The organism is Clostridioides sp. ZZV14-6154, assembly GCF_020657785.1.
Taxonomy (GTDB): domain Bacteria; phylum Bacillota; class Clostridia; order Peptostreptococcales; family Peptostreptococcaceae; genus Clostridioides.
The window spans coordinates 1,285,693-1,311,555 of sequence record NZ_JAGWCY010000001.1 but is presented as its reverse complement, the minus strand read 5'-3'; the positions used below and the strand labels follow the sequence as shown (position 1 = coordinate 1,311,555).

The window sequence follows — 25,863 nt, the reverse complement described above, 5'->3', positions numbered from 1 at the left end:
TACTTTGTATTATAACATAGTTTTATAATTCTTAATTTATAAATTTATAAATGACCTAGCTTGTTGTGAATGTGTTAAAATATGTATAGGGGGTATAAAAAATTACATAAGAGGTGAAGACGTGTTTAAGGTAAAGAATATCACAAAAAAATTAGGTAAATTTAAATTAAATAATATAAACTTGGAATTAAAAGAAGGAGATATTATTGGAGTTATAGGACCAAATGGTTCTGGAAAGACAACTTTAATAAAAATTATAATGGGCATTATTGATGCTGATGAGGGTGAAATTGAACTTTGTAATGAAACAATTGACAATTCTCCAGTAAGTTTTAAAAACAATATTGGTTTTGTATATGATTCTTTACAATTTTATCCGCATTTAAAGGTGAAAGAGTTTAGAAGAATAGTATCCTTATTTTATAGTAATTTTGATAGAGAAAGATTTGATGAATATCTTGAAAAATTTGAGATAGAAGAAAATATACATATTAAGAATTTATCCAAAGGACAATCTGAGAAGCTTATGCTAGCAAATGCACTTAGCCATAATGCAAAACTACTTATTCTGGATGAACCAACTGCTGGAATAGACCCAATTGTAAGAAAAGAAATAATGCAGTATCTAAAAGATTTTGTGAAAAATGGAAATAGTAGTGTAATAATTTCAACTCACAATACTGATAATTTAATTAGGATTGCGGATTATCTTATTTTTATAAATAAAGGAAATCAGATTTTTACAATAAAGAAAGATATGTTAGAGCAGGAGTATAAAATAATTAGGGCAAATAAAGCAGAATTAGAAGAAATTAAAGAAAATATAGTTGGTGTAAAAGAGTATAAATATTATAGTGAAGCACTACTGAAAGTTGGAGATAACTTAAAAGTAAAAAGCTTATTGATAGAAATTGATAAGCATAAAGTTAAAAATCCTACTATAGAAGAACTAATGTATTATTATATAAATGAGGTGAAATGATGTTCAATTTGATAAAAAAAGATTTAATAATAGGAATTAGTTCAGATGGTGTTCGTAATTTAAAGTACATATTGCTGTTTTTTGTTTTTTATTTTTTCCTTAACTCAATTTCGTATTATACAGTAAGTGTTGTCATAGGTTATTTAATTTTTGTAAATACATTTGAATGTGATTATGAAAGTGATTCAAGAATATTTATAAGAAGTATGCCAGTTAGTATCGAAGATATAGTGTATTCGAAGTACTTATTAGGTGTGGGATTAATAATTTTTATAACAACAATTGTATCTTTAATAAGTAAATTGACATCATTAGTGTTTTTTAGAAGCATGGTTTTAAATGATGTATTCTTTTCTATAAATATATTTTTAGCAATTTTATCAATAGTGCTTCCTTTATTTTTTAAATTTGGATATGGAAAAATGAAAATTTGTGGATTAATAATAAGTATTTTAATTTATTTTGTATATGGGAGTCTTTTAAGAATGGTTAGTATGATAGTATATCAAGTAAAGCATGTTAATTATAGTAATGTAGGAGGCGTATACCTTTCAAATTATATTACTGATATGACTAATACTAGATATATAAATCTATACAGTGTGACGTTTTTGACTATAATAATTTTTATAATATCTATGTATTTCTCTATTAAGATTTCAAAAAAAAATAAGTTTAATTATAAAAGTTTTTAATTAATATTATAGCGTAAAATATAAGGAGATTAGAAATGAATAAGTTCATAAAAGTTTCAATTTTTATTTTGGGAGTTTTTACACTATTCATAGCTATAAATAAATTAGCATATAGAGATATGGTAAGTGTCAAAGATTATGAAATAAATCATTTAGAGGAAATTGTTTTTGATTTTGATAGCAGAAGAAGTGAAGAAATTGGTACTGTTATAAGATTCAAAATAAGTAATAACAGTAAATACAGTTATAGGTTAAACAGTGCAAAAATGAGATTTGAGAATTGTATAGAGAGTAAAAAAGGAGAGAATAAATGCTCTTATTATGTAAATATAGATTTGTTTAATGAAAAAAATTCTATAACTGAAAAAACCTTAAACTATGGGATAAAGTCGAATAATCAAGGTTATGTCGATTTTGTGATTCCAAAGGGGTTAAACTTTGATTATAGGTATTTTAACGACTCTGGTATGAGTGTAGAATATAAGGGCGAATTTACTGTGGAAATACCTATTGCAAAAGGTTTATATCTAGTAGTTGGAAAAAATAATGATGTATGGAATTCTAATGTTATGGAGTAATTTGAAAAAATTGAAAAATAAAGTTATTACATATATAATTAAAATAGTATGAAATTTATAAATATTCAGATTGGGATGGTGTTCAATGTCAATAAGCAATGTAAGAGAGTACTTTAAAGAATTTGGAAGGGAAGATAGCATACTAGAGTTTGAACAATCCAGTGCTACTGTAGAACTTGCGGCAGAAGCGGCGGGAGTTATTCCAGCTAGAATCGCTAAGACTCTTTCATTTAAAATAGGAGAGGATGCAATTTTAATTGTTACAGCTGGAGATGCTAAGATTGATAATAAAAAATACAAGGATGAGTTTAGTTGTAAAGCTAAAATGTTAGCACCAGAAGAAGTCCTAGACTTTACTGGACATGCTATTGGTGGTGTTTGTCCATTTGGTTTAAAAAAGCCTTTAAAAGTATATTTAGATGATTCAATGAAGAGATTTGATACAGTATTTCCTGCATGTGGGAGCAGTAATTCAGCAATAGAACTTACATGTGATGAAATGGAGAAGTTTTCTAAGTGTGAGAAATGGGTAGATGTTTGTAAAAATTGGTAAAAAATATAGTGAAAATTAGTAAAAAAATATCCCTGTATACAATCTGTTTGGGGATATTTTTATGTGGAAAATATTTATAAATCTAAGAGGAAAATCTAATTTAAACTAATAATCCAAAATAAAGTTAAAAAATTCTGATTTTTCTTCGAAATAATAAAAAAATGACAAAAATATGGAAAAAATGTAGTAAATATTGTTAAAAAAATAATTAGAAATTATTGAAAAATTATCCTTTGAGTGATACTATTATAGATGTAAGATATTTAAAAAACAAAAATAATCACAAAAAATATGATTATTTAGCTCTATTAAAATAATTTTGATATGATAGAAAAAATTTATATATGGGTTGAAATACTAATATATAGAACATTTACTAGTGATATACCCTAGAATTAATATCATAAACAAATTATTTTATCTATAACCATTGTGAGAGAAGTTTTATTATAGCTTGAAATTTCACAAAATTCCAAAAAGCGAGATTTTTTTTAAGTGAAGTTGACTTTAAATTAACAATTTATAATTAAATTAATGTCATAATCGGTTAATATAATTGCATATAAATATAGGGCGGACTTTAATTAAGGTTATAAATTTCTCGACGTATACTCAAATACTTTATTATAGATGTTGCCGAGATTTTAATTAATAAATGAAAATAAAATATTTATAAAATACTGAGGAGGCTATTATGGATTTAAATTCTAAAAAATATCAGATGCTTAAAGAGTTATATGTAAGCTTCGCTGAAAATGAAGTTAAACCTTTAGCAACAGAACTTGATGAAGAAGAAAGATTTCCTTATGAAACAGTGGAAAAAATGGCAAAAGCAGGAATGATGGGTATACCATATCCAAAAGAATATGGTGGAGAAGGTGGAGACACTGTAGGTTATATAATGGCAGTTGAAGAATTGTCTAGAGTTTGTGGTACTACAGGAGTTATATTATCAGCTCATACATCTCTTGGTTCATGGCCTATATATCAATATGGTAATGAAGAACAAAAACAAAAATTCTTAAGACCATTAGCAAGTGGAGAAAAATTAGGAGCATTTGGTCTTACTGAACCTAATGCTGGTACAGATGCGTCTGGACAACAAACTACTGCTGTTTTAGATGGAGATGAATACATACTTAATGGCTCAAAAATATTTATAACAAATGCAATCGCTGGAGATATATACGTAGTAATGGCAATGACTGATAAAGCTAAAGGTAATAGAGGAATTTCAGCATTTATAGTTGAAAAAGGAACTCCTGGATTTAGCTTTGGTGTTAAAGAAAAGAAAATGGGTATAAGAGGTTCAGCTACTAGTGAATTAATATTTGAAGATTGTAGAATACCTAAAGAAAATTTACTTGGAAAAGAAGGCCAAGGATTTAAGATAGCAATGTCTACTCTTGATGGTGGTAGAATTGGTATCGCAGCACAAGCTTTAGGTTTAGCACAAGGTGCTCTTGATGAAACAGTTAAATATGTAAAAGAAAGAGTACAATTTGGTAGACCATTATCAAAATTCCAAAATACACAATTCCAATTAGCTGATATGGAAGTTAGAATACAAGCGGCTAGACATCTTGTATATCAAGCAGCTATAAATAAAGACTTAGGAAAACCTTATGGAGTAGAAGCAGCAATGGCAAAATTATTTGCAGCAGAAACAGCTATGGAAGTTACTACAAAAGCTGTACAACTTCATGGTGGATATGGATACACTCGTGATTATCCAGTAGAAAGAATGATGAGAGATGCTAAGATAACTGAAATATATGAAGGAACTAGTGAAGTTCAAAGAATGGTTATTTCAGGAAAATTATTAAAATAGAGATATTAAAATATACACAATAGGTCGATATTAAAATAGATATGGAGGAAGGATTTATGAAGATAGTCGTTTGTATAAAACAAGTTCCAGATACAACAGAAGTTAAACTAGATCCTAATACAGGTACTTTAATTAGAGATGGAGTACCAAGTATAATAAACCCTGATGATAAAGCAGGTTTAGAAGAAGCTATAAGATTAAAAGAAGAAATGGGAGCTCATGTAACTGTAATAACAATGGGACCTCCTCAAGCAGATATGGCTTTAAAAGAAGCTTTAGCAATGGGTGCAGATAGAGGAATATTATTAACAGACAGAGCTTTTGCAGGTGCTGATACTTGGGCAACTTCATCAGCATTAGCAGGAGCATTAAAAAATATAGATTTTGATATTATAATAGCTGGAAGACAGGCTATAGATGGTGATACTGCACAAGTTGGACCTCAAATAGCTGAACATTTAAAGCTTCCATCAATAACATATGCTGAAGAAATAAAAACTGAAGGCGAATATGTGTTAGTAAAAAGACAATTTGAAGATTGTTGTCATGACTTAAAAGTTAAAATGCCATGCCTTATAACAACTCTTAAAGATATGAACACACCAAGATACATGAAAGTTGGAAGAATATATGATGCTTTCGAAAATGATGTAGTAGAAACATGGACTGTAAAAGATATAGAAGTTGACCCTTCTAACTTAGGTCTTAAGGGTTCTCCAACTAGTGTATTTAAATCATTTACAAAATCAGTTAAACCAGCTGGAACAATATACAATGAAGATGCAAAAACATCAGCTGGAATTGTAATAGATAAATTAAAAGAGAAGTATATCATATAATTTAAGGGGGGATAAAGAATGGGTAACGTTTTAGTAGTAATAGAACAAAGAGAAAATGTAATTCAAACTGTTTCTTTAGAATTATTAGGAAAGGCAACAGAAATAGCCAAAGATTATGATACAAAAGTTTCTGCATTACTTTTAGGTAGTAAGGTAGAAGATTTAATAGATACATTAGCACATTATGGAGCTGATGAAGTAATAGTAGTAGATGATGAAGCTTTAGCAGTGTATACAACTGAACCATATACAAAAGCTGCATATGAAGCAATAAAAGCAGCTGACCCAATAGTTGTATTATTTGGTGCAACTTCAATAGGTAGAGACTTAGCACCTAGAGTATCTGCTAGAGTACATACAGGACTTACTGCTGACTGTACAGGACTTGCAGTAGCTGAAGATACAAAATTATTATTAATGACAAGACCTGCTTTTGGTGGAAATATAATGGCAACAATAGTTTGTAAAGATTTCAGACCTCAAATGTCTACAGTTAGACCAGGAGTTATGAAGAAAAATGAAGTTGATGAAACTAGAGAAGCTGTAATTAATCGTTTTAAAGTAGAATTTACTGAAGCTGATAAATTAGTTCAAGTTGTAGAAATAATAAAAGAAGCTAAAAAACAAGTTAAAATAGAAGATGCTAAAATATTAGTTTCTGCTGGACGTGGAATGGGCGGAAAAGAAAATTTAGACATACTTTATGAATTAGCTGAAATTATAGGTGGAGAAGTTTCTGGTTCTCGTGCAACTATAGATGCAGGATGGTTAGATAAAGCAAGACAAGTAGGTCAAACTGGTAAAACTGTAAGACCAGACCTTTATATAGCATGTGGTATATCTGGAGCAATACAACATATAGCTGGTATGGAAGATGCTGAGTTTATAGTTGCTATAAACAAAAACCCAGAAGCTCCAATATTTAAATATGCTGATGTTGGTATAGTTGGAGATGTTCACAAAGTACTTCCAGAACTTATAAGTCAATTAAGTGTTGCAAAAGAAAAAGGTGAAGTTTTAGCTAACTAATTTCTTGGGGAGGGTATTATGAGTACAAGCGATGTTAAAGTTTATGAGAATATAGCTGTTGAAGTAAATGAAAATATATGTACAGTGAAAATGAATAGACCTAAAGCCCTTAATGCAATCAATTCAAAAACTTTAGAAGAACTTTATGAAGTATTTGCAGATATTAACAATGATGAAACTATCGATGTAGTAATATTGACAGGGGAAGGAAAAGCATTTGTAGCTGGAGCAGATATTGCATATATGAAAGATTTAGATGCTGTAGCTGCTAAAGACTTTAGCCTTCTAGGAGCTAAAGCTTTTAGAGAAATAGAAGATAGTAAAAAAGTAATAATAGCAGCTGTAAATGGATTTGCTTTAGGTGGAGGATGCGAACTAGCAATGGCTTGTGATATAAGAATTGCATCTGCTAAAGCTAAATTTGGGCAACCAGAAGTAACTCTTGGAATAACTCCAGGATATGGAGGAACTCAAAGACTTACAAGACTGGTTGGACTGGCAAAAGCAAAAGAATTAATCTTTACAGGTCAAGTTATAAAAGCTGATGAAGCTGAAAAAATAGGGCTAGTAAATAGAGTTGTCGAGCCAGAAGTTTTAATGGAAGAAGTTGAAAAACTAGCTAAAACAATAGCTAAAAATGCTCAACTTGCAGTTAGATACTCTAAAGAAGCTATACAACTTGGTGCTCAAACTGATATAGATACTGGAATAGATATAGAATCTAATTTCTTTGGACTTTGTTTTTCAACTAAAGACCAGAAAGAAGGAATGTCAGCTTTTGTTGAAAAAAGAGAAGCTAACTTTATAAAAGGGTAAACAAATCTAATTAAAAATATATTTTCTGTTAACTAGATTGAATAAATACTTTAATCTAGTTAACAGAATATAAATACTAAAATAACAGGAGGTTATAACTATGAAATTAGCTGTAATAGGTAGTGGAACTATGGGAAGTGGTATTGTACAAACTTTTGCAAGTTGTGGTCATGATGTATGTTTAAAGAGTAGAACTCAAGGTGCTATAGATAAATGCTTAGGATTATTAGATAAAAATTTAACTAAATTAGTTACTAAGGGAAAAATGGATGAAGCTACAAAATCAGAAATATTAAGTCATGTTAGTTCAACTACTAACTATGAAGATTTAAAAGACATGGACTTAATAATAGAAGCATCTGTAGAAGATATGAACATAAAGAAAGATGTTTTTAAATTATTAGATGAGTTATGTAAAGACGATACTATTTTAGCAACAAATACTTCATCATTATCTATAACAGAAATAGCTTCTTCTACTAATAGAGCAGATAAAGTTATAGGAATGCATTTCTTCAATCCAGTTCCTATGATGAAATTAGTTGAAGTTATAAGCGGTCAATTAACATCAAAAGTTACTTTTGATACAGTATTTGAATTATCTAAGAGTATCAATAAAGTACCAGTAGATGTATCTGAATCTCCTGGATTTGTAGTAAATAGAATACTTATACCTATGATAAATGAAGCTGTTGGTATATATGCAGATGGTGTTGCAAGTAAAGAAGAAATAGATGAAGCTATGAAACTAGGTGCAAACCATCCAATGGGACCTTTAGCATTAGGGGATTTAATAGGATTAGATGTTGTTTTAGCTATAATGAACGTTCTATATACTGAATTTGGAGATACTAAATATAGACCTCATCCACTTTTAGCTAAAATGGTTAGAGCTAATCAATTAGGAAGAAAAACTAAAATAGGATTCTATGATTATAATAAATAAGAACTTAAATCTAAAAAATTTAACTGATATTGTCTAAAAAAAAACAATCTCAAAAATCTGATAAAAATCTAATTTAATGGGGGTAATGAATATGAGAGAAGTAGTAATTGCCAGTGCAGCTAGAACAGCAGTAGGAAGTTTTGGAGGAGCATTTAAATCAGTTTCAGCAGTAGAATTAGGGATAACAGCAGCTAAAGAAGCTATAAAAAGAGCTAATATAACTCCAGATATGATAGATGAATCACTTTTAGGAGGAGTACTTACAGCAGGTCTTGGTCAAAATGTAGCAAGACAAATAGCATTAGGTGCAGGAATACCAGTAGAGAAACCAGCTATGACTATAAATATAGTTTGTGGTTCTGGATTAAGATCTGTTTCAATGGCATCTCAACTTATAGCATTAGGGGACGCTGATATAATGCTAGTTGGTGGAGCTGAAAACATGAGTATGTCTCCTTATTTAGTACCAAGTGCTAGATATGGTGCAAGAATGGGTGATACTGCTTTTGTTGATTCAATGATAAAAGATGGATTATCAGATATATTTAATAACTATCACATGGGTATAACTGCTGAAAATATAGCAGAACAATGGAATATAACTAGAGAAGAACAAGATGCATTAGCTCTTGCAAGTCAAAATAAAGCTGAAAAAGCTCAAGCTGAAGGAAAATTTGACGAAGAAATAGTTCCAGTGGTTATAAAAGGAAGAAAAGGTGACACTGTAGTAGACAAAGATGAATATATTAAAGCTGGTACTACAATAGAAAAACTTGCTAAATTAAGACCTGCATTTAAAAAAGATGGAACAGTTACTGCTGGTAATGCATCAGGAATTAATGATGGTGCTGCTATGTTAGTAGTAATGGCTAAAGAAAAAGCTGAAGAACTAGGAATAGAACCTCTTGCAACTATAGTTTCTTATGGAACAGCTGGTGTTGACCCTACAATAATGGGATATGGACCAGTTCCAGCAACTAAAAAAGCTTTAGCAGCTGCTAATATGACTATTGAAGATATAGATTTAGTTGAGGCTAATGAAGCATTTGCTGCTCAATCTATAGCGGTAGTAAAAGATTTAAACATAGATATGGCTAAAGTTAATGTCAATGGTGGAGCAATAGCTATAGGACATCCAATAGGATGCTCAGGAGCAAGAATACTTACTACACTTTTATATGAAATGAAGAGAAGAGATGCTAAAACTGGTTTAGCTACACTTTGTATAGGTGGTGGAATGGGAACTACTTTAATAGTTAAAAGATAGTTTTAGATTATGATTTTTAAAAATTAAACATTTAACCAGGAATTTAACCTGTAAGAGTAACTATTTGTTATTCTTACAGGTTTTTATGGTTAAAAAATAACTATTATCTATTAAACAAAAATAGTGTAAAATATATAATATCATGATTTTGAAGATATAAAAGAAAGTAGGTAAAAGTTTGTTTAAAAAAGAAAATCAAAAATATAATCTTATATCATATACAAATGAAGAAGAAATGACTCTAAAAGAAGTTTTGCTGGATAAGCTAAATTTTTCGGTGAGGTCATTGTCAAAGATGAAAAGAGAAAAAAGTGTATTAGTAAATGGTGTATATAAAAAACCAAGTTTAAAAGTGTCTTGTGGTGATTTAATAGAGGTAAAAATAGAAGAAGAAAAAGCAAATTTTGAGCCACAAGATTTAAATTTACAAATAATATATGATGATTTTGATATAATTATGGTAAATAAGCCACCATTTATGGTAGTTCATCCAACTAAAAGTCACTATGATAATACAATAGCAAATGGTATTAGTTATTATATAGAGAAGCATAAAGAAAATGTAAAAATACGATTTGTGAATAGACTTGATATGAACACTTCAGGGCTTGTTATAGTAGCAAAAAATGCTTATGCACATCATACTTTGTCTACATCAATGAGTGAAAATAAAGTTGAAAAAACATATATAACAGTAGTGAATGGGATTATAGATGAAGATGAGGGAACTATAAATGAACCAATTTATAGACCTGAAGAGGATTCAATAAAGAGAGTAATAGATGAAAGAGGACAAGCATCTGTTACCCATTATAAAGTAGTAGAAAGATTAAAAAATGCAACCGTACTAGAAGTAAAGCTAGAAACTGGTAGAACACACCAAATAAGGGTGCATATGGCTCATATAGATCATAGAATAATAGGTGATGAGTTATATGGTTATATAGATGAAAATCTTATAAATAGGCAAGCTCTTCATGCATATAGCTTAGAGTTTGAACAACCAAGAACAAAAGAAATTTTAAAATTTAAAACAGATATACCGAAGGATATGCAAGAGTTAATATCGAAATTAAGATAGATGGGGTGATATATATGATAATACATAAATTTATAATACATGTTTTGGATAAAAATAGTGATGTTCCAATATTAAATGATTTTGAAGGTAAAGTTAATCAAGAAGTAGATGGATTTTTTCAAAAAGCAATAAAGAGAATTTCAAAGGATGAAGATTTAAGAAAAGGTATCTTTAAAGATTATAATGACAATTTAATCAAAAATTGTTGTGAGCAAATAATATACGATGAAAGTTCATTTTTAAAAAATTCTAAAGAAATAGCATCTTATCTGTTTGAGGTCATGAAGATTAATGCAGCATTAGAATCTTGTGATTTGGCAGTTTGCTTGTATACTGTAAAAGATGAGAAGAGTGTTGCTATATTGAAATTAGATTATAAAAAACTGTATACTCATTCAATTGAGTTTGTAGATGATAAATTTAATATTCAAATGGTATCAAATGAAATTGGAATTCCAGAAACTATAAGACAAAAGCAAGGGGCTTTAATTGGATTAAGTGGAATGAATGATGAGTTTCATCTAAGACTCTTAGACAAAGATGCAGAAAAAGAGGGTTCAGAATCAAAGTTTGTAACAGAATTTTTGAATGCTAAAAAAATAGACGATGATAAGTATAAGACAAAAGTATTTAAAAATACAGCCGAAAATTGGATAACTAATGCTCTTAGCAATGATATAAAGCAAGCAGAAGATGTAAGAAGTATATTAAATTATACATTAAAAGAAAAACATGAAATTGATATAAATGATTTTGTTGATAATTCAATTAAGGATGAAGAATTAAAAGGTAGTTTTAAAGAGCACATGGAAGAAAAAGGTCTTGATGAAGGTTTTAGCATAGATAAAAAATGGGTTGAGAAAAAGCTCAAAAAGAGAAGTATAAAAACTGATAATGGCTTTGATATAAAAGGTAACCTAACTGATTTTGAGGACCCAATGAAATATACTGTAAAGCAAAATCAAGATGGAACTATAGATATAGTAATAAAGAATGTAACATTTTATGAAGAAAAGTAATCTTAATTTGAGTAATTTATATAATTAGATATAAATTAAATTAGAATAAATGTATAGTTAATATAATTATAAATAAATGTAGACTAGTCTGTGTAAACTTCTAATAGAAATATTAAATAGAAGTAGACACAGACTATTTATATTTGTAGAAAAGATGATATTATTTGTTTTCTTCGATATATTTACATATATCACCAATACATTTAAAGTTTTCAGCTTCCTCATCTGGTATTTCTATACCAAATTCATCTTCAAGAGCCATTATAATCTCAACAGCATCTAATGAATCAGCTTCTAAATCTTCCATTAAAGATGCTTCCATAGTTATTTCATCTAAATTATCTAACCCTAATTGTTCTGCTATTATTTCTTTTATTTTTTCAAACATTTTAAGCCTCCTACAGCAGTTTTAATTAATTTTAATGTTAGTTTAATATAATATCAAAAATTTTTCAATATGGAATTAGTAAAAAGTAATAAAATTTTATAAAGGTAGTAATAAAGTCTTGTTTGATGAATAAACTTTATTGATAACAAATATAACTTAGGAGGAAATGCTATGAAATATGTAGGCTTATTACTAACATCTGTAGGAATATTTTTACTTATAGCAGTAAATTTTTATTATAATTCAATAACTTTAGATATGCAACGAATAGAGGACTATGTAATGGAAACAAATTTAATTCTTGAAGATGTAGCAGAGAAAGAAAGCTATGTATCTAATGAAAAGGACGATTATATATCAAGATTAATGCATGTAAAGAAAGGGATAGAAAATTCAAAAACATCCTTCTTGATAGAAAGATATAAAGAATACAAAGTAAAATCAATAGAAAGTTTAATTTACACTATATCAGAAGAAAAAAAGGATTATTTAGATGAAGTTGATAGATACAATAAATTGGGAGAAAAAGAAATAAATAAATTAATTAATAAAAACTTTTTAGAAGTAACTTATCTGTCTATTACTACATATATTTAATTAAAGAGACAAAAGTTAGTCTCTTAATGATTCAAGGAGGATTAGTTATGACAAAATTAGAAGACAATATGGAACGTTTCTTTGGAGGATGCGAAGGATTTTTTGGTAATAAAATGTTGATAATAATAGTTATAGTATTCTTATTATTATGTACAGACATTTTAGAAGACTTATTATGCGATGACAATATATGGATATGGGTTATATTAATAGTATTGTTGTTATTTAACTTCGATGATGGTTGTTGTTGCTAAAAAATATTGATTATTAAATAGGCAGAACCAGTAACTTATACAAGTTATGGTTTTGCCTTTTTTAGTTAAGATAAAAAAATTAAAAAAATAATAAAAATACATTAGCAAAATGGAAACCAAATGCATAGTATATGTTAGGAGCGAAAAGCTCAACAAAATATCAACAGGAGGTAACGTGAAATGTTAGATAGATTCTTTGGAGAAGATGGATGTTTTGGTGGAGGAGGATGGTGGATAATCGTACTATTCTTCCTATTCTTAGCTTTTGGAGATAGCTGGGCAGAATTTGACATAATGGCATGGATTCCATTCTTAATAGTTTTATTAATACTTTGCTGCTGTAGTGGATGCTTAGATTAAGGGTAGCAGTTATTAAAAAAGGAGGGTTTTATTATGTTAGATAGATTTTTTGGAAACGATGGATGTTTTGGTGGGGGAGGATGGTGGATAATCGTATTATTCTTCCTATTCTTAGCTTTTGAAGATTGTTGGAGAGATATCGATATAATGTCATGGATACCATTCTTAATACTATTATTAATAACTTGTTCATGTGGTGGATTCTTTGATGGTGATGAGGGTTGTGGCTGCTAAAATTAAACCGTTAAAGTGAAAAAATGCTGGTATATTTTATACCAGCATTTTTTTTATTTTATTTTTTAATATAATTTAAATTAAGAATGAATATTATTAAAATTGTTGAATATAGGGTATAATATAAAATATAATGTATTTAAATGTACTTGCTTTTATGGTAAAATAAGAACTTATATAAATATAGTTAAAATAAGAACCTGTATAAATTTGGTTCAGATTTAGATAAATTTAGCAAAATTAGGAGGATGAAAATGAAAAGTAATATAACGATAAAAGATGTTGCTAAACAAGCAGGCGTGTCAATATCTACAGTATCTAGAGTTATAAATGATTCAAAACCTGTGACTGATGAAGTCAAACAAAAAGTTTTAGATGTTATAAAAGAAACTGGATATATACCAAATCCACTTGCAAGAAGCTTAGTAACTAAGAAGAGTCAATTAATAGGGGTAATAGTTCCAGAAGTTTCAGATTCTTTTGTTAATGAGGTATTAAATGGAATAGAAGAAGTTGCTAAAATGTATGATTATGATATTCTTTTAGCTAATACATACTCTGATAAAGAACAAGAATTAAAGAGTATAAATCTATTAAGAGCAAAACAAGTTGAAGGTATAGTTATGATTTCATGGGTAGTTGAACAAGAACATATCAACTATATGCAAAATTGTGGTATACCAGCAACGTATATAAGTAAAACTGCTAGAAATTATGATATATACACAGTAAGCACTAGTAATAAAGAAGCTACTTTTGATATGACAGAACATCTTATAAAGAAAGGTCATGAAAAGATAGCTTTTATAATGACAAGTAAAGATGATACTGTTTTAGAGATGGAAAGACTTTCAGGCTACGAAAAAGCACTTTCAAGTAATAATATAGAGTTGGACAAGAGTTTAATCAAATATGGTGGAACTGATTATGAAAGTGGATACAATAGTATGAAAGAATTATTGGATGAGGGAATAATACCTCATGCAGCTTTTGTTACGGGTGATGAGGCTGCTATAGGAGCTATAAACGCTATCTGTGATGCTGGATATAAGGTTCCAGAAGACATATCAGTTGCAGGATTTAATGATGTTAAGATAGCTAAAATGTATAGGCCTAAACTTACTACAGTTTATCAGCCTTTATATGATATGGGAGCAGTGGCGATAAGAATGGTTATTAAATTAATAAATAAAGAATTAATTGAAAATAAGAAAATAGAATTACCTTATCAAATTATTGATAGAGAAAGTGTTATAGAGAGAAAGAAATAAAGTTATTAAAGTTAATCAGGTAGTGTTTAAAACACTACCTGATTTTTAATTTAAATAATATGCAATTTAAAATATTTTAATTAAAAATAATAGTTTTAAGTCTTAAAAGTAGTTTATTTTTGTTTATTCGTGAGGATTGGATTTTTTAGTCTTCTTAAATATACTCTTAGATTTTTTCTGTTGATTATTTGGTGTATTTTTTGGTGCAGGTGTATTTGATTTACCTTTAGTAGGTTGTTTAGTCTTTTTAGTTTTGGTAGTTTTAGCAGGTTTAGTATCTCTTTGAGTCTCTGCATCTGATATTTTATCCATTATAGTATCTAATTTTTTACGTTGATTGTCATCTAAAAATGCTTTGAATTTTGATACTACTTCTTCTCTTCCATCTAGGTTTTTACCTATTTTTATAAGTTCCTCCATAAGTTCACTTTCTGATTTTCCTTTGTAATTATCAGCAATCTTTTCTATCTTATCCTTGTCAATATTTTTTTGCTTAGCCATCTTTTCTAATGAATCTGTATCTATTTTTTTCATAAAAAAACCCCTTTCTATAAATATATATTGAATTATATTCATACTATTTATATATAGAAATAATATTGAAGTGGTGAATTGTGAGTGATATATAATATAAATAAAAATTCTTATAGATAATATATATGCACTGAGCTTTAAAAATGGAACATTAAAATATGAAAAACATACTTTAATATAGGGCAATTATATAATATAAGGGGGGATTGTCTTGAATAATTTACTATTTTTGATTGGAGTGATTGCATTGAGTAATGGTAATATCTCTATATTTGATGATAAAGATAAATCAAAGAAAAATAATAGAGTTAGAAAAAACAAAAAAAATTCAAATGAGAAATTATCAAAAGCTATACATGACACTTTAAGGTTTGATGCAAATGATATAAAAAGAGGTCTAAGACTTATGGATTTGAGTGAAGAAGACCTAGAAATGGGAATGGAAATAATAACAAGAACTAAAAAATACATGTCAAGAGATGAAAGGAAAATACTAGTAAAAATAGAAAGTGTTTTGGACCTAGTTAGAGGCATAAAGAAACTCAACAATATAGATATGGTAGATGTTGAAGAGGAAACAGATTTTTTTAGAAAAATGGATAGTGAAGACAAAAAAAATATGATGATAAAAGAAATTATAGATGTATTTCCAGAAAAGAGAAAAAATTCTGTTGAAAAGGCTATAGGAATGAAAAAAAAGATAGATTTATTTGCAGAATTGTTTTTACCTGATGATTTTGGAGAAGGTGGATTTAGTTTAAGTTCTTTGGCAAATATAAATAATCTAGGTAGTATGAATAATCTTAAATTGCTAGGAAATCTTTTAAGAGGTGATGATAGCAATAATGATGATGAGGATGAATATGAAGATAATGAAGATAATAATGAAGAATTTGAAGATGAAGAGTCAACATATGAAGATAATGAATTAGATTATGAAGATGAGATAGATGATAATGAAGAAGAATTAATGGAAGATGAAGAAACAGACTATGAAGATGAAGATAATGATGAAAATATAGTGTATGATGAAGAATTGTATGATGTTAATGAACACAAGCATGAACATAATCATAATGAAAAAAATACTAGAAGTAAAGCTAAGAGAAAGTGATAATTAACTAAATACATAAAGAGAAAAGGAAGAAAAAGTAATATTAGAATAAGATTATCTCAATTACTATATAAAACCACTTTAAAAAATTCGAAATTTATTATATAATAATAATATGAAATCCTGAAACATACGATAAGGCTTTTTTAAATTCAACCTACAAATGAAATACGGGAGACCGTGTCTAGTAAATTATAACATGCCTGTTTAGTTTGGACGTTAAAGGTTACTGGCAAGTCACCCACCTGGGAGTGCCTAGGGTGTGAATTTACTTAGCCACCGGTGTTTCGGGACAAAAAAAGTGCTACTATTTTAAATAGTAGTACTTTTTTTTATTAAAATGCATTTTTCTACCAAATATACTTAATTATATATAAACTTAAAAAGCATAAGTAACAAATGATATTATAAGTGCATAGTATTAATTAGGCTATAAAAAAGCCGAAGACTTAATAAGAATCGCTTACAGGGAGGGCAATGAAAAATGCAAGATTACAAAAAAAATAAAAAAAGAATGCTAAATCAGCCAATGTCTACAATGAATGAAGAAGAAGTGTATACAGATGAGATAAACTCAGATGATATGAGAGGATTCAAAAAATCACATCATCATAATGGATGTAACAATGATAATAATTGTGATTGTCATGATGATTGTAAACCTAATCCATGCAAACCTAATCCATGCAATCCATGCAAACCTAATCCATGTGATGACAATTGTGGATGCCATGATAATTGCAAATGTGATTGTGAACCATGCCAAATGGATTCAGATGAATGTTTTGAAAACAAATGTGGACCAAATTGCTGTAATCCTATATCTCCAAGAAACTTTTCTATAGCAAATGCAGTTCCATTTGCAATAGAAGCTAATAGAATTTTTGATACTATGCAATTCCAAACATTTACAGATGCAACTGGACCAAATGGAGAACCATTAACTTTTGAAACAGAAGTAGTAGAAGTATTTGGTTCAGTTCCAAGTGCAGGTAGAGCAAGTGTAACTATAGACAAAATATGCTTAAGTAATGATGGAATAGTTATTGACACAGGAATGACAACTTTAGAAGATTTTGAATTGGAACCATTAGGAGATATAATAGGAAGAAACTGTGAAACAACTTTTGAATATGCAGTATGTGGAGAAAGAAACGCTGAATGTTGTAGACAAGGAAAAGGCAAATCAGTAGCTTATAAACAAAGAGGATTAACTGTAGCAGTTCGTAATCTAGTATTAGAACTAAGAGGTAGATGTGGATGTACAGAATTCGTTGCATTAGCTTTCCCAGCAGTCAGAGCAGGAGGTGGATGTAAGAGAAGAGTTGATTTTGTAGAATTTACTTTTAACACACTTTCAGCACCAATATGCTTGCCAGCTGATGGAAGAGCTGTCACTTTAAGACAAGAATTCCAAACTAATTTAACAGTTGATTGTATAGGAAAATCTATATTAAAATTAGAATGTAGAGAAGGTTGTGATCCTTTCTTTGAATTAATCATACCAAATGATATAGATTTAGTACTTTGCTTACAAGAAACAGTTAGCACATTAATAAGTGAACAAATAGTAGTTTTAGCATCACCAAACCCAATCCAACCAAGACTTGTTGATACTTTCTCTAAAGTATGTGATTTTTCGCAATGTGGACCTAATCAAGGAAATGAAAATTCAGGTTGCCACAGATAGATAGGTAGATATATAGACAGTTTAAATTATAAATAAAAATCATTTAAGGAAGGCTACCAATAGTAGACGATTTACATTGGTAGCCTTCACGTTATTTATAACTAATGTATAGATTTTATAGATTTAAAAAGTACTATAGTATGTAATAAACAAGTAAATATTGATACTATTGTCATTGTGTATATGTATGCATAAATATTAAGTCCTGGAATAGGAAGAAATACATATAGAGCTACTAGCTGAATTAACATACCAGTGATAGTATTTATACTTGAAGCTAATTCTTTTCTTATTGAATGTAAAATACCAGATAGCGTTTGATTTAGTGACATAAATAGTGGTACTAAAAACATAGCTTTTAAATATTCTCCAGCAAGTTTATTTTTAAATACTAATATACATAAATCTTTTCCAAAGAAATAAAAAAACACTGATGATAGTATACCTACAAATAAAGTTAGGAGTATAGAATACTTTATTTTTTTTAGGACACTTTTACGTTTTCTTAAAGCAATTTCTTGTGATATAGTAGGTATCAAATTTACAATAAGTGCTGAGCCAACAGTAAATGGTAAAAATATAAATGGCATTACCATTCCACTGACGACACCGTACATACTTAATGACTGTTGATAAGTCATTCCTGATAATGCTAATCTTGATGGTATCATCATAGAACTAATAGATTGTAAAAGTATATTTGACATTCTATTGCAAGTTATGGGTATAGACATTTTTAATGTTTCAATAGAAGAATTATAAAAATCCTTTATACTTATAATATATTTATTGTCAAATGAAGAATCTCGACATAGACATATGAGCATAAATATGATATTACTCAATTCACCAATAGATATACCTAAAAGAGCAATATAACAGTTCATAGACTTATCATTTACATACATAACGAGTAAAAAAACAAATAGAATTTTACCCATCTGTTCAATAATTTGTCCAATAGCAGGGACTTTTACGTTCTTTATGCCATAGTAATACCCCCTAAGTACATTTGAAAGTGTTATTATAACTATAGCAGGACAAACTGCGAGTATAAATAAATTCAATTTAGGGTCTTTTAGAAACTTAAGTGATAAAAAAGAACTATTGAAAGATGCAATTATAGATATAATTAATGCTACAAAAAATGATATGTATAAAGTTGATATAAATAAAGCATTAGTATTGTGTTTATCGTTTAAAGCTTTTCTTTTTGCAACTAGGCAACTAAGTGCAGTAGGTATTCCAGTTGTTGTAACAGCTAAGCAAATCATTAAAAAGTTAAAAATCATATGATAAATACCTAAACCTGTTTCGCCCAAAGCTCTTGATAAGAATATTTTATATAAAAATCCAAATATTCTTACGACAAAGTTAGACATAAATAAAATAACTGTTGATAGTACTAAATAAGGTACTTTCAAAAAAATCACCTCCTTATCTTTTAAATATATTCATAAGGAGGTGTAAAAATTTATAATTTTATAAATTCTGGTTTCATTTTATTAAATTTAGATACATACTTAAATCCCATCTTTTTTAGCAATGAATATATGTAATCAAACTCGTATGCAATTTGACTTACATGATGTGAATCTGAGCCTGTAGTTATGATTTCTCCTCCTAAATCTTTATACATCTGAAGTATATATCTAGATGGAGTTAAATCTGGCAGATTGTATCTGTAGCAAGATGTGTTTATTTCAATACCTTTACCATCATAGATGGCTTGTTTAAGAGTTTCTTCAATTATATCTGAAAATAGTCTGTCATCTAAGATAGTATCATAAGGTGCATATCTTTTAATTAAATCTAAATGCCCTAAAACAGAGTAATCTTTATAGTTTTTAACAATATTATACAAATAAAGGTAGTAATTCTCATAGACCTCATGTTGAGTCTTACCTTCAAAATAGCTACCAAGGTATAAATCCATTGTATCTATAGCATGAATAGAACATATTATAAAATCTAATGGATATTGATGAGCTTCTTTTCTATATGTATCTATTAATTGAGTTTGAACTCCAAATTCAATCCCTTTTTTTATTGATATTTTATCTTTATATCTATTTTTAAGAGTTTCTAGACTTTTAAAATAATCTTCGTAGACAATTGAAAAAGAATCATCAGCATAAACATCATAATCGACATGGTCTGTGAAGCAAATTTCATTTATACCAAGGTCTATAGATTTTTTTATCATTTCTTCCATTGTAGATTTTCCATCAGTAGAGAAACTTGAGTGCATGTGATAGTCGTAAAACATAAATATTTCCCCTTTTTATAAAAATTTTGGTATTATATATACATACTAAATAATATCAAATATATACCAAAGCATCAACAAAATATAAAAACAATAAGCGGTGATAAATGTGGAAAAATACAAAATAGATTTAAGTGAAAGGAAGTCAACTAAATATATACAAATATTTAATCATATAAAGCAGTTAATAATAAACAAAGAACTAGTTGAGCATGAAAAACTTCCACCAATAAGAAAGTTATCAGATTATTTACATGTAAATAATACTACTATAGTCAAAGTATATGAGCTTTTGGAAAATGAAGGATATGTATATAAAATTATAGGAAGTGGAACTTTTGTATCAAATTCAAATTCTTATAAAAATGGTATAGATAAAGGGAAAAACAAGAATATTAGACAAAGAGATGATTTAATTCATTTCGATAATGGAAATCCATCTAATGATATGTTTCCTATAGATTCATTTAAAAATGCTGTAAATATGGCACTATCTAAAGATGGAAGTTCAATATTTGATTATGATGAAGGTCTAGGCTCTGAGGAATTAAGAGAAAAGATGGTAGAGTATTTAAGTGATGAAAATATAAATACTACTAAAGAAAATATTCAAATAATCTCAGGAGCACAGCAAGGTATAGATATAGTTTGTAAAGGTCTTATAAGTTATTCTGATGTTGTTTTTATGGAAGAGCCATCTTATAATGGGGCAATTGAAGTATTTAAAGGTAGAGGTGCAAAAATAATATCTATACCTATGTTAGATGATGGAATTGATATAGGTATTTTAAAATTAAAATTGGAAAAAATAAAACCAAGGCTTATATATATTATGCCTAATTTTCAAAACCCAACAGGTATATCTTATTCAACATATAAAAAAAAGAAGCTAATAGAATTGGCAGAAGAACATGATTTTTATATAATTGAAGATGATTTTATAAGTGATTTTATATTTGACTCAAAAGACAATAGAACAGTCAGAAGTTATGATGATAAAAATAGAGTAGTATATATAAAGAGTTTTTCAAAAATACTTATGCCAGGTTTAAGAATAGGGATTGTAGAAATGCCAAACGAATTATTAAAAAAAGTTTTATGGGCTAAATATTCATCAGACATATCAACCCCAGGTCTTATTCAAAAATCAATGTACTACTACATGGAGAATTTTAATTGGAAGAATTATTTGAGTCATATAGAGAAAATATATACTGATAAATACAAGTTAGCAAAAAGCTTGATTAATGATAAATTGAGTGGTAAATTAAAAGTTAGAAAATCTTGTGGAGGGATAAACTTTTTTTTAGAATTGCCAAGAGGATATACATCTCAAAGTTTTACAAGTTTTATGTTAAATAAAGGAGTATCTATGCTTCCAGGGACTTATTTTTTTGATAATCTAGTGGATGATAGATTTTTTAGAATAAATATAGCTCGTCCAAGTATGGAAGAATTAGAAAAGGGAATATCTATAATAAGCGATAATATAGATGAGTTTTTCTGTGAATATAAAAATAAATTAGATATAAAAAGTAATAAATTATTTTATTAATAAATAGAAGTTTTTTAGGAGGAAAAAATGTTTGACAAGAAGAAATTAGATAGGATTAATGAATTAGCAAAGAAAAATAAAGAGGGAGCTCTTTCTGATGATGAAATCAAAGAAAGAGAGACTTTAAGAAAGGAATATTTAGAAAATTTTAGAGCTCATTTTAAATCAAGACTTGACAGTGTTAAAGTAGTCTCACCAGAGGAATATGAACAATATATGAAAAATAATAAAAATTAAAACTTAATAGGAGGAAAACATGGACTTAAAGCATGAATTTAAGAATGCATGGGAAATTGAAAAAAAAGAAAATGCTATTGAACAGGTTATGGAATATGCTCGCAATTATATGGATTTTTTAAGTAAATCAAAAACTGAAAGACTTTCAGTAAAAGAAATTATAAAATTGGCTAAAGAAAATGGTTATATTTCAATAGATGAAGCTATGGAAAAGGGAAGTGTAAGTCATGGGGACAAGATTTATGCTATAAATAAAGAAAAAGCAGTAGCACTTTTTGTGATAGGTAAAAATTATATAGAAAAAGGTATGAAGATTATAGGTAGTCATATAGATTCGCCAAGATTAGATTTAAAACCAAACCCATTGTATCAAGAAGCTAATCTAGGTTTTTTTAAGACTCACTACTATGGAGGAATTAAAAAATATCAATGGACAGCTATTCCTCTTGCTTTACATGGAGTAGTTATATTAAATGATGGTACAAAAGTGGATGTATCTATTGGTGAAGAAGACAGTGACCCAGTATTTTGTGTAACTGACCTATTGGTTCATTTAGCTGGAGACCAAATGCAAAAGAAATTGTCAGAAGGAATCAGTGGTGAAGCCTTAAATGTATTGATTGGAAATATGCCTTTGGATGGCGAAGAAAAAGAACCTATAACAGCAAATATATTAAAAATTTTAAATGAAAAATATAGTATAGTTGAAGAAGATTTATTAAGTGCTGAGATTGAAGTAGTTCCAGCTGGGAAGGCAAGAGATTTGGGATTTGATAGGTCAATGGTATTAGGATATGGCCATGATGATAGAGTATGTTCATATGCTGCTGTAAAAGCTATATTAGAGACTAGACAACCAGAATTTACTTCAGTTACATTATGTGTGGACAAAGAAGAAGTTGGCTCCCAAGGAAATACAGGTATGCATTCAAAGTTTTTTGAAAATACTGTAGCTGAGTTAATAGCTTTAGAAGGCGATTACTGTGATATTAAAGTAAGAAGAGCTTTAGCAAATAGTAAAGTATTATCAGCTGATGTTGCAGCTGGATATGACCCAAATTTTGGTGAGGCATATGAAAAAAGAAATTCTGCATATATGGGAAATGGAATAGTTTTAAATAAGTATACTGGTTCGAGAGGTAAGAGTGGATGTAATGATGCCAATGCTGAGTTTATATCAGAAGTAAAAAGAATTTTTAATGAGGGTAATGTAGTATGGCAAACTGCTGAACTTGGGAAAGTGGACCAAGGTGGAGGAGGCACAATAGCCTACATCCTAGCAAATCAAGGCGCAGAGGTTATAGACTGTGGTGTTGGTGTTTTAAATATGCATGCGCCACATGAGATTGTTTCTAAAGTAGATATATATGAAATGTACAAAGGATATAAGGCGTTTTTTAATATAAACTTATAAATTTAATATACAATAATATAAGTAATAAGTAATAAGTAATAAGTAATAAGTAATAAGTAATAAGTAATAAGTAATAAGTAATAAGTAAATAGAGTAGTATTATACTATGCTCATTAATTAAATGAACATAGTATAATACTACTCTATTTATTTTATTAATTTAGTAGTTTATAATTTAAATTTGAGTTCCATGTATTAAAATTATTATATTATGATTTCAAAGTACTCACATAGTCTGTTTAGAAATTTATCTTCTAATGGAGAAAAAGTTTTCTTTTTAGAATAAATAAAGAAAAATTTTCTTGTAAAATCAATATCTTTTATTTTGTAGCATTTTATTTTGCCTGCATTTAGATAATCAATAGCTGAAATATATGATATAAAAGATACACCAAGGCCTAATCTAACCATTTCTTTAATGGCTTCATTTGATTCTACATGAGCTATTACATTTAATTTGTTTACCGGAAAGTTATTTTTGCTGAGTGTGTTTAGTATTAAGTTTCTAGTACCAGAGCCTTCTTTTCTCATAATAAAATTGAAAGAAGCCAATTCTTCTATATCAATGTAATTGTTCTTGTTATCAATTTTAAAATCTGAAGGAGTAATAAGTACAAGTTCATCATCTAATAAGTCTAGATATTCGATTTGAGGATTGTTAATTTTAGAACCAACTAATCCAAAGCTTATCCGTTCATTTAAAATTTCTGATATAGCGTATTGAGAATCATAATGGCTTATGGAAAATTTTACATCTGGATAACTCATAGAAAAATTCTTCATAAAATCAGGGAGAATATAAGTTTCAGGTATAGAACTACATGCTATATCTATAATACCTTCTATTTTACCTGAATATTCTTTTATATCATAAATTGCACGTTTGCAGTTGTTTAATATATATATAGCGTGCTCGTAAAGAATTTCACCAGATTTTGTGAGTGTAATAACTTTGTTGCTTCTGTTTATAAGTACAGTCTCTAACTCTCTTTCTAAATTTTGTATATGTGCACTTACAGTAGGTTGAGTTAAAAAAAGTTCTCTTGCAGCCTTTGAAAAACTTTGATGTTTTGCAACAGCAACAAATACTTCGAGTTGTTTAAAATCCATTATTTAATCCTCCTTAAATTATCTAAAACTATTATAACATATTTGATAAATTAATGGTTGAAGGGGATTTTTGAAATAGAAAACCTTAAAATGTTTATGGAGTTTTTGATTGTTTAGGAATAATTTGGTATAATGTTATAAGGATATTTACCACAAGTATCTTGTAAATTGAATTTTCAAAATTCAACCTTAAAACGTGTTTTGTTACAAAAAAATTACAAATAGCTTATTAATCTTATTAAATTTAAATAAATATTATATAATTATTTTATAAAATAATGAACGTAATTATTGAAAAAAGAGATAATCACACAATGAGATATAGATAAATATTATAGAATTTAAGAAAGGAGGATTGATTTATGAAGTTAAAAAGGTCATTAGTTTGTGTAACTATTTTAGGGATTGTACTTGTTGGATGTCATAAGGAAACTACTAAAGAGAAAAATCAAGTAGCAAGTAAAGCAACACAGCAAAAAACTATGACAAAAGTTCAAAATGATGTTAATGAAATGATAGATAAAGATTATAAATATGTTATAAAGAATATGGGAATACCTTATAACACAATTTATTATATAAAAAATAAGAATTTAAAAGAATCAAATGCAATGCAAGATATAAATACATCAAGTTATATGACATTAGTTTACCCTAAATATACTGGAAACAATGAATTAGATGGAAGTGCTTTATACATTAATATTAATAAAAATAAAGTTGTTAATGTTGAAACAAATTCTTTTTCATCACAAAGTATAATAACTGTAGATGAAAATTATGATATTATGATTGAAAAAAATGATAATGAAAAGTCAGCTGTATCTTTAGAAGAATATAAAAACATTGATTTAGGAGAGTATATTGGAGTTGAAGAATCTAGGATAAATGAAATCGTGGGTAATGCCAATTATGATTTAACAGCATATAACTATGAAGGAAATAGGGTAGTGAAGAGTTATAGATTAAAGAAAGATAATAAAGTATTAGAAAAAGAAATACTTACAATAAGTATAGTAGACAATAAAATAAAGTCTATAAAAACTATTGAGAGCGATAAATTTGTAAAAATAATAAAAGGAGCTTTATTAGAATAATGAATTTTAAAGCATATAAGCCTGTTTCAAGGTAGAAGTAAATTTCTAACTTGAAACAGTTTTTTTTATAAAATGTATAAAATTGAAGTTAATACAATTAATG

General features: G+C 28.2%; 28 protein-coding genes and 1 other RNA gene. 24 read left to right on the top strand and 5 right to left on the bottom strand.

Annotation, left to right across the window (positions count from 1 at the left end; genetic code table 11):
• The first annotated feature begins 121 nt into the window (after positions 1-121).
• The 12 genes from KGF45_RS06445 (at position 122) to KGF45_RS06390 (ending at position 11,636) form a co-directional block, all read left to right on the top strand.
• Positions 122-982, top strand: a complete 861-nt coding sequence (locus KGF45_RS06445; protein ID WP_227827012.1) for an ABC transporter ATP-binding protein — start codon at positions 122-124, stop codon at positions 980-982.
• On the top strand, positions 982-1,677 hold the full coding sequence (locus KGF45_RS06440; protein WP_227827013.1) for an ABC-2 transporter permease: 696 nt from the start codon (positions 982-984) through the stop codon (positions 1,675-1,677). Before KGF45_RS06445 ends, KGF45_RS06440 begins: the two co-directional genes overlap by 1 nt.
• A gap of 35 nt (positions 1,678-1,712) precedes the next feature.
• On the top strand, positions 1,713-2,255 hold the full coding sequence (locus KGF45_RS06435) for a hypothetical protein (RefSeq protein WP_227827014.1): 543 nt from the start codon (positions 1,713-1,715) through the stop codon (positions 2,253-2,255).
• 85 nt (positions 2,256-2,340) lie between these two features.
• Positions 2,341-2,808, top strand: a complete 468-nt coding sequence (locus tag KGF45_RS06430) for a YbaK/EbsC family protein (protein WP_227827015.1) — start codon at positions 2,341-2,343, stop codon at positions 2,806-2,808.
• Between the two features lie 694 nt (positions 2,809-3,502).
• Positions 3,503-4,639 carry an acyl-CoA dehydrogenase gene (locus tag KGF45_RS06425; protein WP_227827016.1) on the top strand — a complete coding sequence of 379 codons (1,137 nt, stop codon included), beginning with the start codon at positions 3,503-3,505 and terminating at the stop codon, positions 4,637-4,639.
• 56 nt (positions 4,640-4,695) lie between these two features.
• Positions 4,696-5,478 carry an electron transfer flavoprotein subunit beta/FixA family protein gene (locus tag KGF45_RS06420; protein WP_227827017.1) on the top strand — a complete coding sequence of 261 codons (783 nt, stop codon included), beginning with the start codon at positions 4,696-4,698 and terminating at the stop codon, positions 5,476-5,478.
• Positions 5,479-5,496: 18 nt separating this feature from the next.
• Positions 5,497-6,507: an electron transfer flavoprotein subunit alpha/FixB family protein gene (locus KGF45_RS06415; RefSeq protein WP_227827018.1), complete on the top strand. Its 1,011-nt coding sequence runs from the start codon at positions 5,497-5,499 to the stop codon at positions 6,505-6,507.
• Positions 6,508-6,525: 18 nt separating this feature from the next.
• Complete coding sequence (locus KGF45_RS06410; protein WP_227827019.1) at positions 6,526-7,323, top strand: enoyl-CoA hydratase-related protein; 798 nt, start codon at positions 6,526-6,528, stop codon at positions 7,321-7,323.
• A 100-nt stretch (positions 7,324-7,423) separates the two neighbouring features.
• Complete coding sequence (locus KGF45_RS06405; protein WP_227827020.1) at positions 7,424-8,269, top strand: 3-hydroxybutyryl-CoA dehydrogenase; 846 nt, start codon at positions 7,424-7,426, stop codon at positions 8,267-8,269.
• Between the two features lie 91 nt (positions 8,270-8,360).
• A complete protein-coding gene (locus KGF45_RS06400; RefSeq protein WP_227841999.1) occupies positions 8,361-9,536 on the top strand; it encodes an acetyl-CoA C-acetyltransferase in 1,176 nt (391 codons plus the stop codon).
• Positions 9,537-9,714: 178 nt separating this feature from the next.
• Positions 9,715-10,617: an RluA family pseudouridine synthase gene (locus tag KGF45_RS06395; protein ID WP_227841998.1), complete on the top strand. Its 903-nt coding sequence runs from the start codon at positions 9,715-9,717 to the stop codon at positions 10,615-10,617.
• Between the two features lie 14 nt (positions 10,618-10,631).
• Positions 10,632-11,636 (top strand): nucleoid-associated protein, encoded by a 1,005-nt coding sequence (locus KGF45_RS06390; protein ID WP_227827023.1) that lies wholly within the window; start codon positions 10,632-10,634, stop codon positions 11,634-11,636.
• 160 nt (positions 11,637-11,796) lie between these two features.
• Here the strand turns inward: KGF45_RS06390 and acpP are convergent, their stop codons facing one another.
• Positions 11,797-12,024 (bottom strand): acyl carrier protein, encoded by a 228-nt coding sequence (gene acpP / locus KGF45_RS06385; RefSeq protein WP_227434025.1) that lies wholly within the window; start codon positions 12,022-12,024, stop codon positions 11,797-11,799.
• Between the two features lie 171 nt (positions 12,025-12,195).
• Between acpP and KGF45_RS06380 the strand changes: the two genes are divergently transcribed.
• The 5 genes from KGF45_RS06380 to ccpA all read left to right on the top strand — a co-directional run bounded on the left by KGF45_RS06380 (position 12,196) and on the right by ccpA (position 14,740).
• Entirely contained in the window at positions 12,196-12,621 is a 426-nt protein-coding gene (locus tag KGF45_RS06380) for a hypothetical protein (protein WP_227434026.1), read from the top strand.
• Between the two features lie 47 nt (positions 12,622-12,668).
• Positions 12,669-12,875, top strand: a complete 207-nt coding sequence (locus KGF45_RS06375; RefSeq protein WP_009888870.1) for a hypothetical protein — start codon at positions 12,669-12,671, stop codon at positions 12,873-12,875.
• Between the two features lie 180 nt (positions 12,876-13,055).
• Positions 13,056-13,235 (top strand): hypothetical protein, encoded by a 180-nt coding sequence (locus tag KGF45_RS06370; RefSeq protein ID WP_227827025.1) that lies wholly within the window; start codon positions 13,056-13,058, stop codon positions 13,233-13,235.
• 33 nt (positions 13,236-13,268) lie between these two features.
• Positions 13,269-13,469, top strand: a complete 201-nt coding sequence (locus KGF45_RS06365) for a hypothetical protein (protein WP_227827026.1) — start codon at positions 13,269-13,271, stop codon at positions 13,467-13,469.
• 248 nt (positions 13,470-13,717) lie between these two features.
• Positions 13,718-14,740 (top strand): LacI family transcriptional regulator CcpA, encoded by a 1,023-nt coding sequence (gene ccpA / locus KGF45_RS06360; protein ID WP_413840709.1) that lies wholly within the window; start codon positions 13,718-13,720, stop codon positions 14,738-14,740.
• Positions 14,741-14,863: 123 nt separating this feature from the next.
• On the opposite strand, the gene KGF45_RS06355 is transcribed toward ccpA, so the two are convergent.
• Entirely contained in the window at positions 14,864-15,274 is a 411-nt protein-coding gene (locus tag KGF45_RS06355; RefSeq protein WP_227827028.1) for a hypothetical protein, read from the bottom strand.
• 211 nt (positions 15,275-15,485) lie between these two features.
• Here KGF45_RS06355 and KGF45_RS06350 point away from each other — a divergent pair, with 211 nt between their 5' ends.
• The 3 genes from KGF45_RS06350 (at position 15,486) to KGF45_RS06340 (ending at position 18,078) form a co-directional block, all read left to right on the top strand.
• A complete protein-coding gene (locus KGF45_RS06350; protein WP_227827029.1) occupies positions 15,486-16,388 on the top strand; it encodes a hypothetical protein in 903 nt (300 codons plus the stop codon).
• A 117-nt stretch (positions 16,389-16,505) separates the two neighbouring features.
• Positions 16,506-16,686: non-coding RNA, 6S RNA (gene ssrS, locus KGF45_RS06345), on the top strand.
• Positions 16,687-16,872: 186 nt separating this feature from the next.
• A complete protein-coding gene (locus KGF45_RS06340) occupies positions 16,873-18,078 on the top strand; it encodes a hypothetical protein (RefSeq protein WP_227827030.1) in 1,206 nt (401 codons plus the stop codon).
• Between the two features lie 101 nt (positions 18,079-18,179).
• Here KGF45_RS06340 and KGF45_RS06335 read toward each other — a convergent pair whose 3' ends face one another.
• Together KGF45_RS06335 and KGF45_RS06330 are read right to left on the bottom strand one after the other, a co-directional pair.
• The gene (locus KGF45_RS06335) at positions 18,180-19,502 is read right to left on the bottom strand and encodes a polysaccharide biosynthesis protein (RefSeq protein WP_227841997.1); all 1,323 of its coding nucleotides are present in this window, start codon (positions 19,500-19,502) and stop codon (positions 18,180-18,182) included.
• Positions 19,503-19,552: 50 nt separating this feature from the next.
• A complete protein-coding gene (locus KGF45_RS06330; protein ID WP_227827032.1) occupies positions 19,553-20,347 on the bottom strand; it encodes a histidinol-phosphatase HisJ family protein in 795 nt (264 codons plus the stop codon).
• 109 nt (positions 20,348-20,456) lie between these two features.
• On the opposite strand from KGF45_RS06330, the gene KGF45_RS06325 reads away from it, so the two are divergent.
• Genes KGF45_RS06325 through KGF45_RS06315 form a run of 3 tightly spaced genes read left to right on the top strand, consistent with a single transcriptional unit; the run spans position 20,457 to position 23,553 of the window.
• Complete coding sequence (locus KGF45_RS06325) at positions 20,457-21,902, top strand: PLP-dependent aminotransferase family protein (RefSeq protein ID WP_227827033.1); 1,446 nt, start codon at positions 20,457-20,459, stop codon at positions 21,900-21,902.
• A gap of 27 nt (positions 21,903-21,929) precedes the next feature.
• Positions 21,930-22,139 carry a DUF896 domain-containing protein gene (locus KGF45_RS06320; RefSeq protein WP_227827034.1) on the top strand — a complete coding sequence of 70 codons (210 nt, stop codon included), beginning with the start codon at positions 21,930-21,932 and terminating at the stop codon, positions 22,137-22,139.
• Positions 22,140-22,158: 19 nt separating this feature from the next.
• Complete coding sequence (locus tag KGF45_RS06315) at positions 22,159-23,553, top strand: aminopeptidase (protein ID WP_227827035.1); 1,395 nt, start codon at positions 22,159-22,161, stop codon at positions 23,551-23,553.
• A 204-nt stretch (positions 23,554-23,757) separates the two neighbouring features.
• On the opposite strand, the gene KGF45_RS06310 is transcribed toward KGF45_RS06315, so the two are convergent.
• Positions 23,758-24,663 carry a selenium metabolism-associated LysR family transcriptional regulator gene (locus tag KGF45_RS06310; protein WP_227827036.1) on the bottom strand — a complete coding sequence of 302 codons (906 nt, stop codon included), beginning with the start codon at positions 24,661-24,663 and terminating at the stop codon, positions 23,758-23,760.
• 362 nt (positions 24,664-25,025) lie between these two features.
• On the opposite strand from KGF45_RS06310, the gene KGF45_RS06305 reads away from it, so the two are divergent.
• Entirely contained in the window at positions 25,026-25,760 is a 735-nt protein-coding gene (locus KGF45_RS06305; protein ID WP_227827037.1) for a hypothetical protein, read from the top strand.
• Positions 25,761-25,863 lie beyond the last annotated feature (103 nt).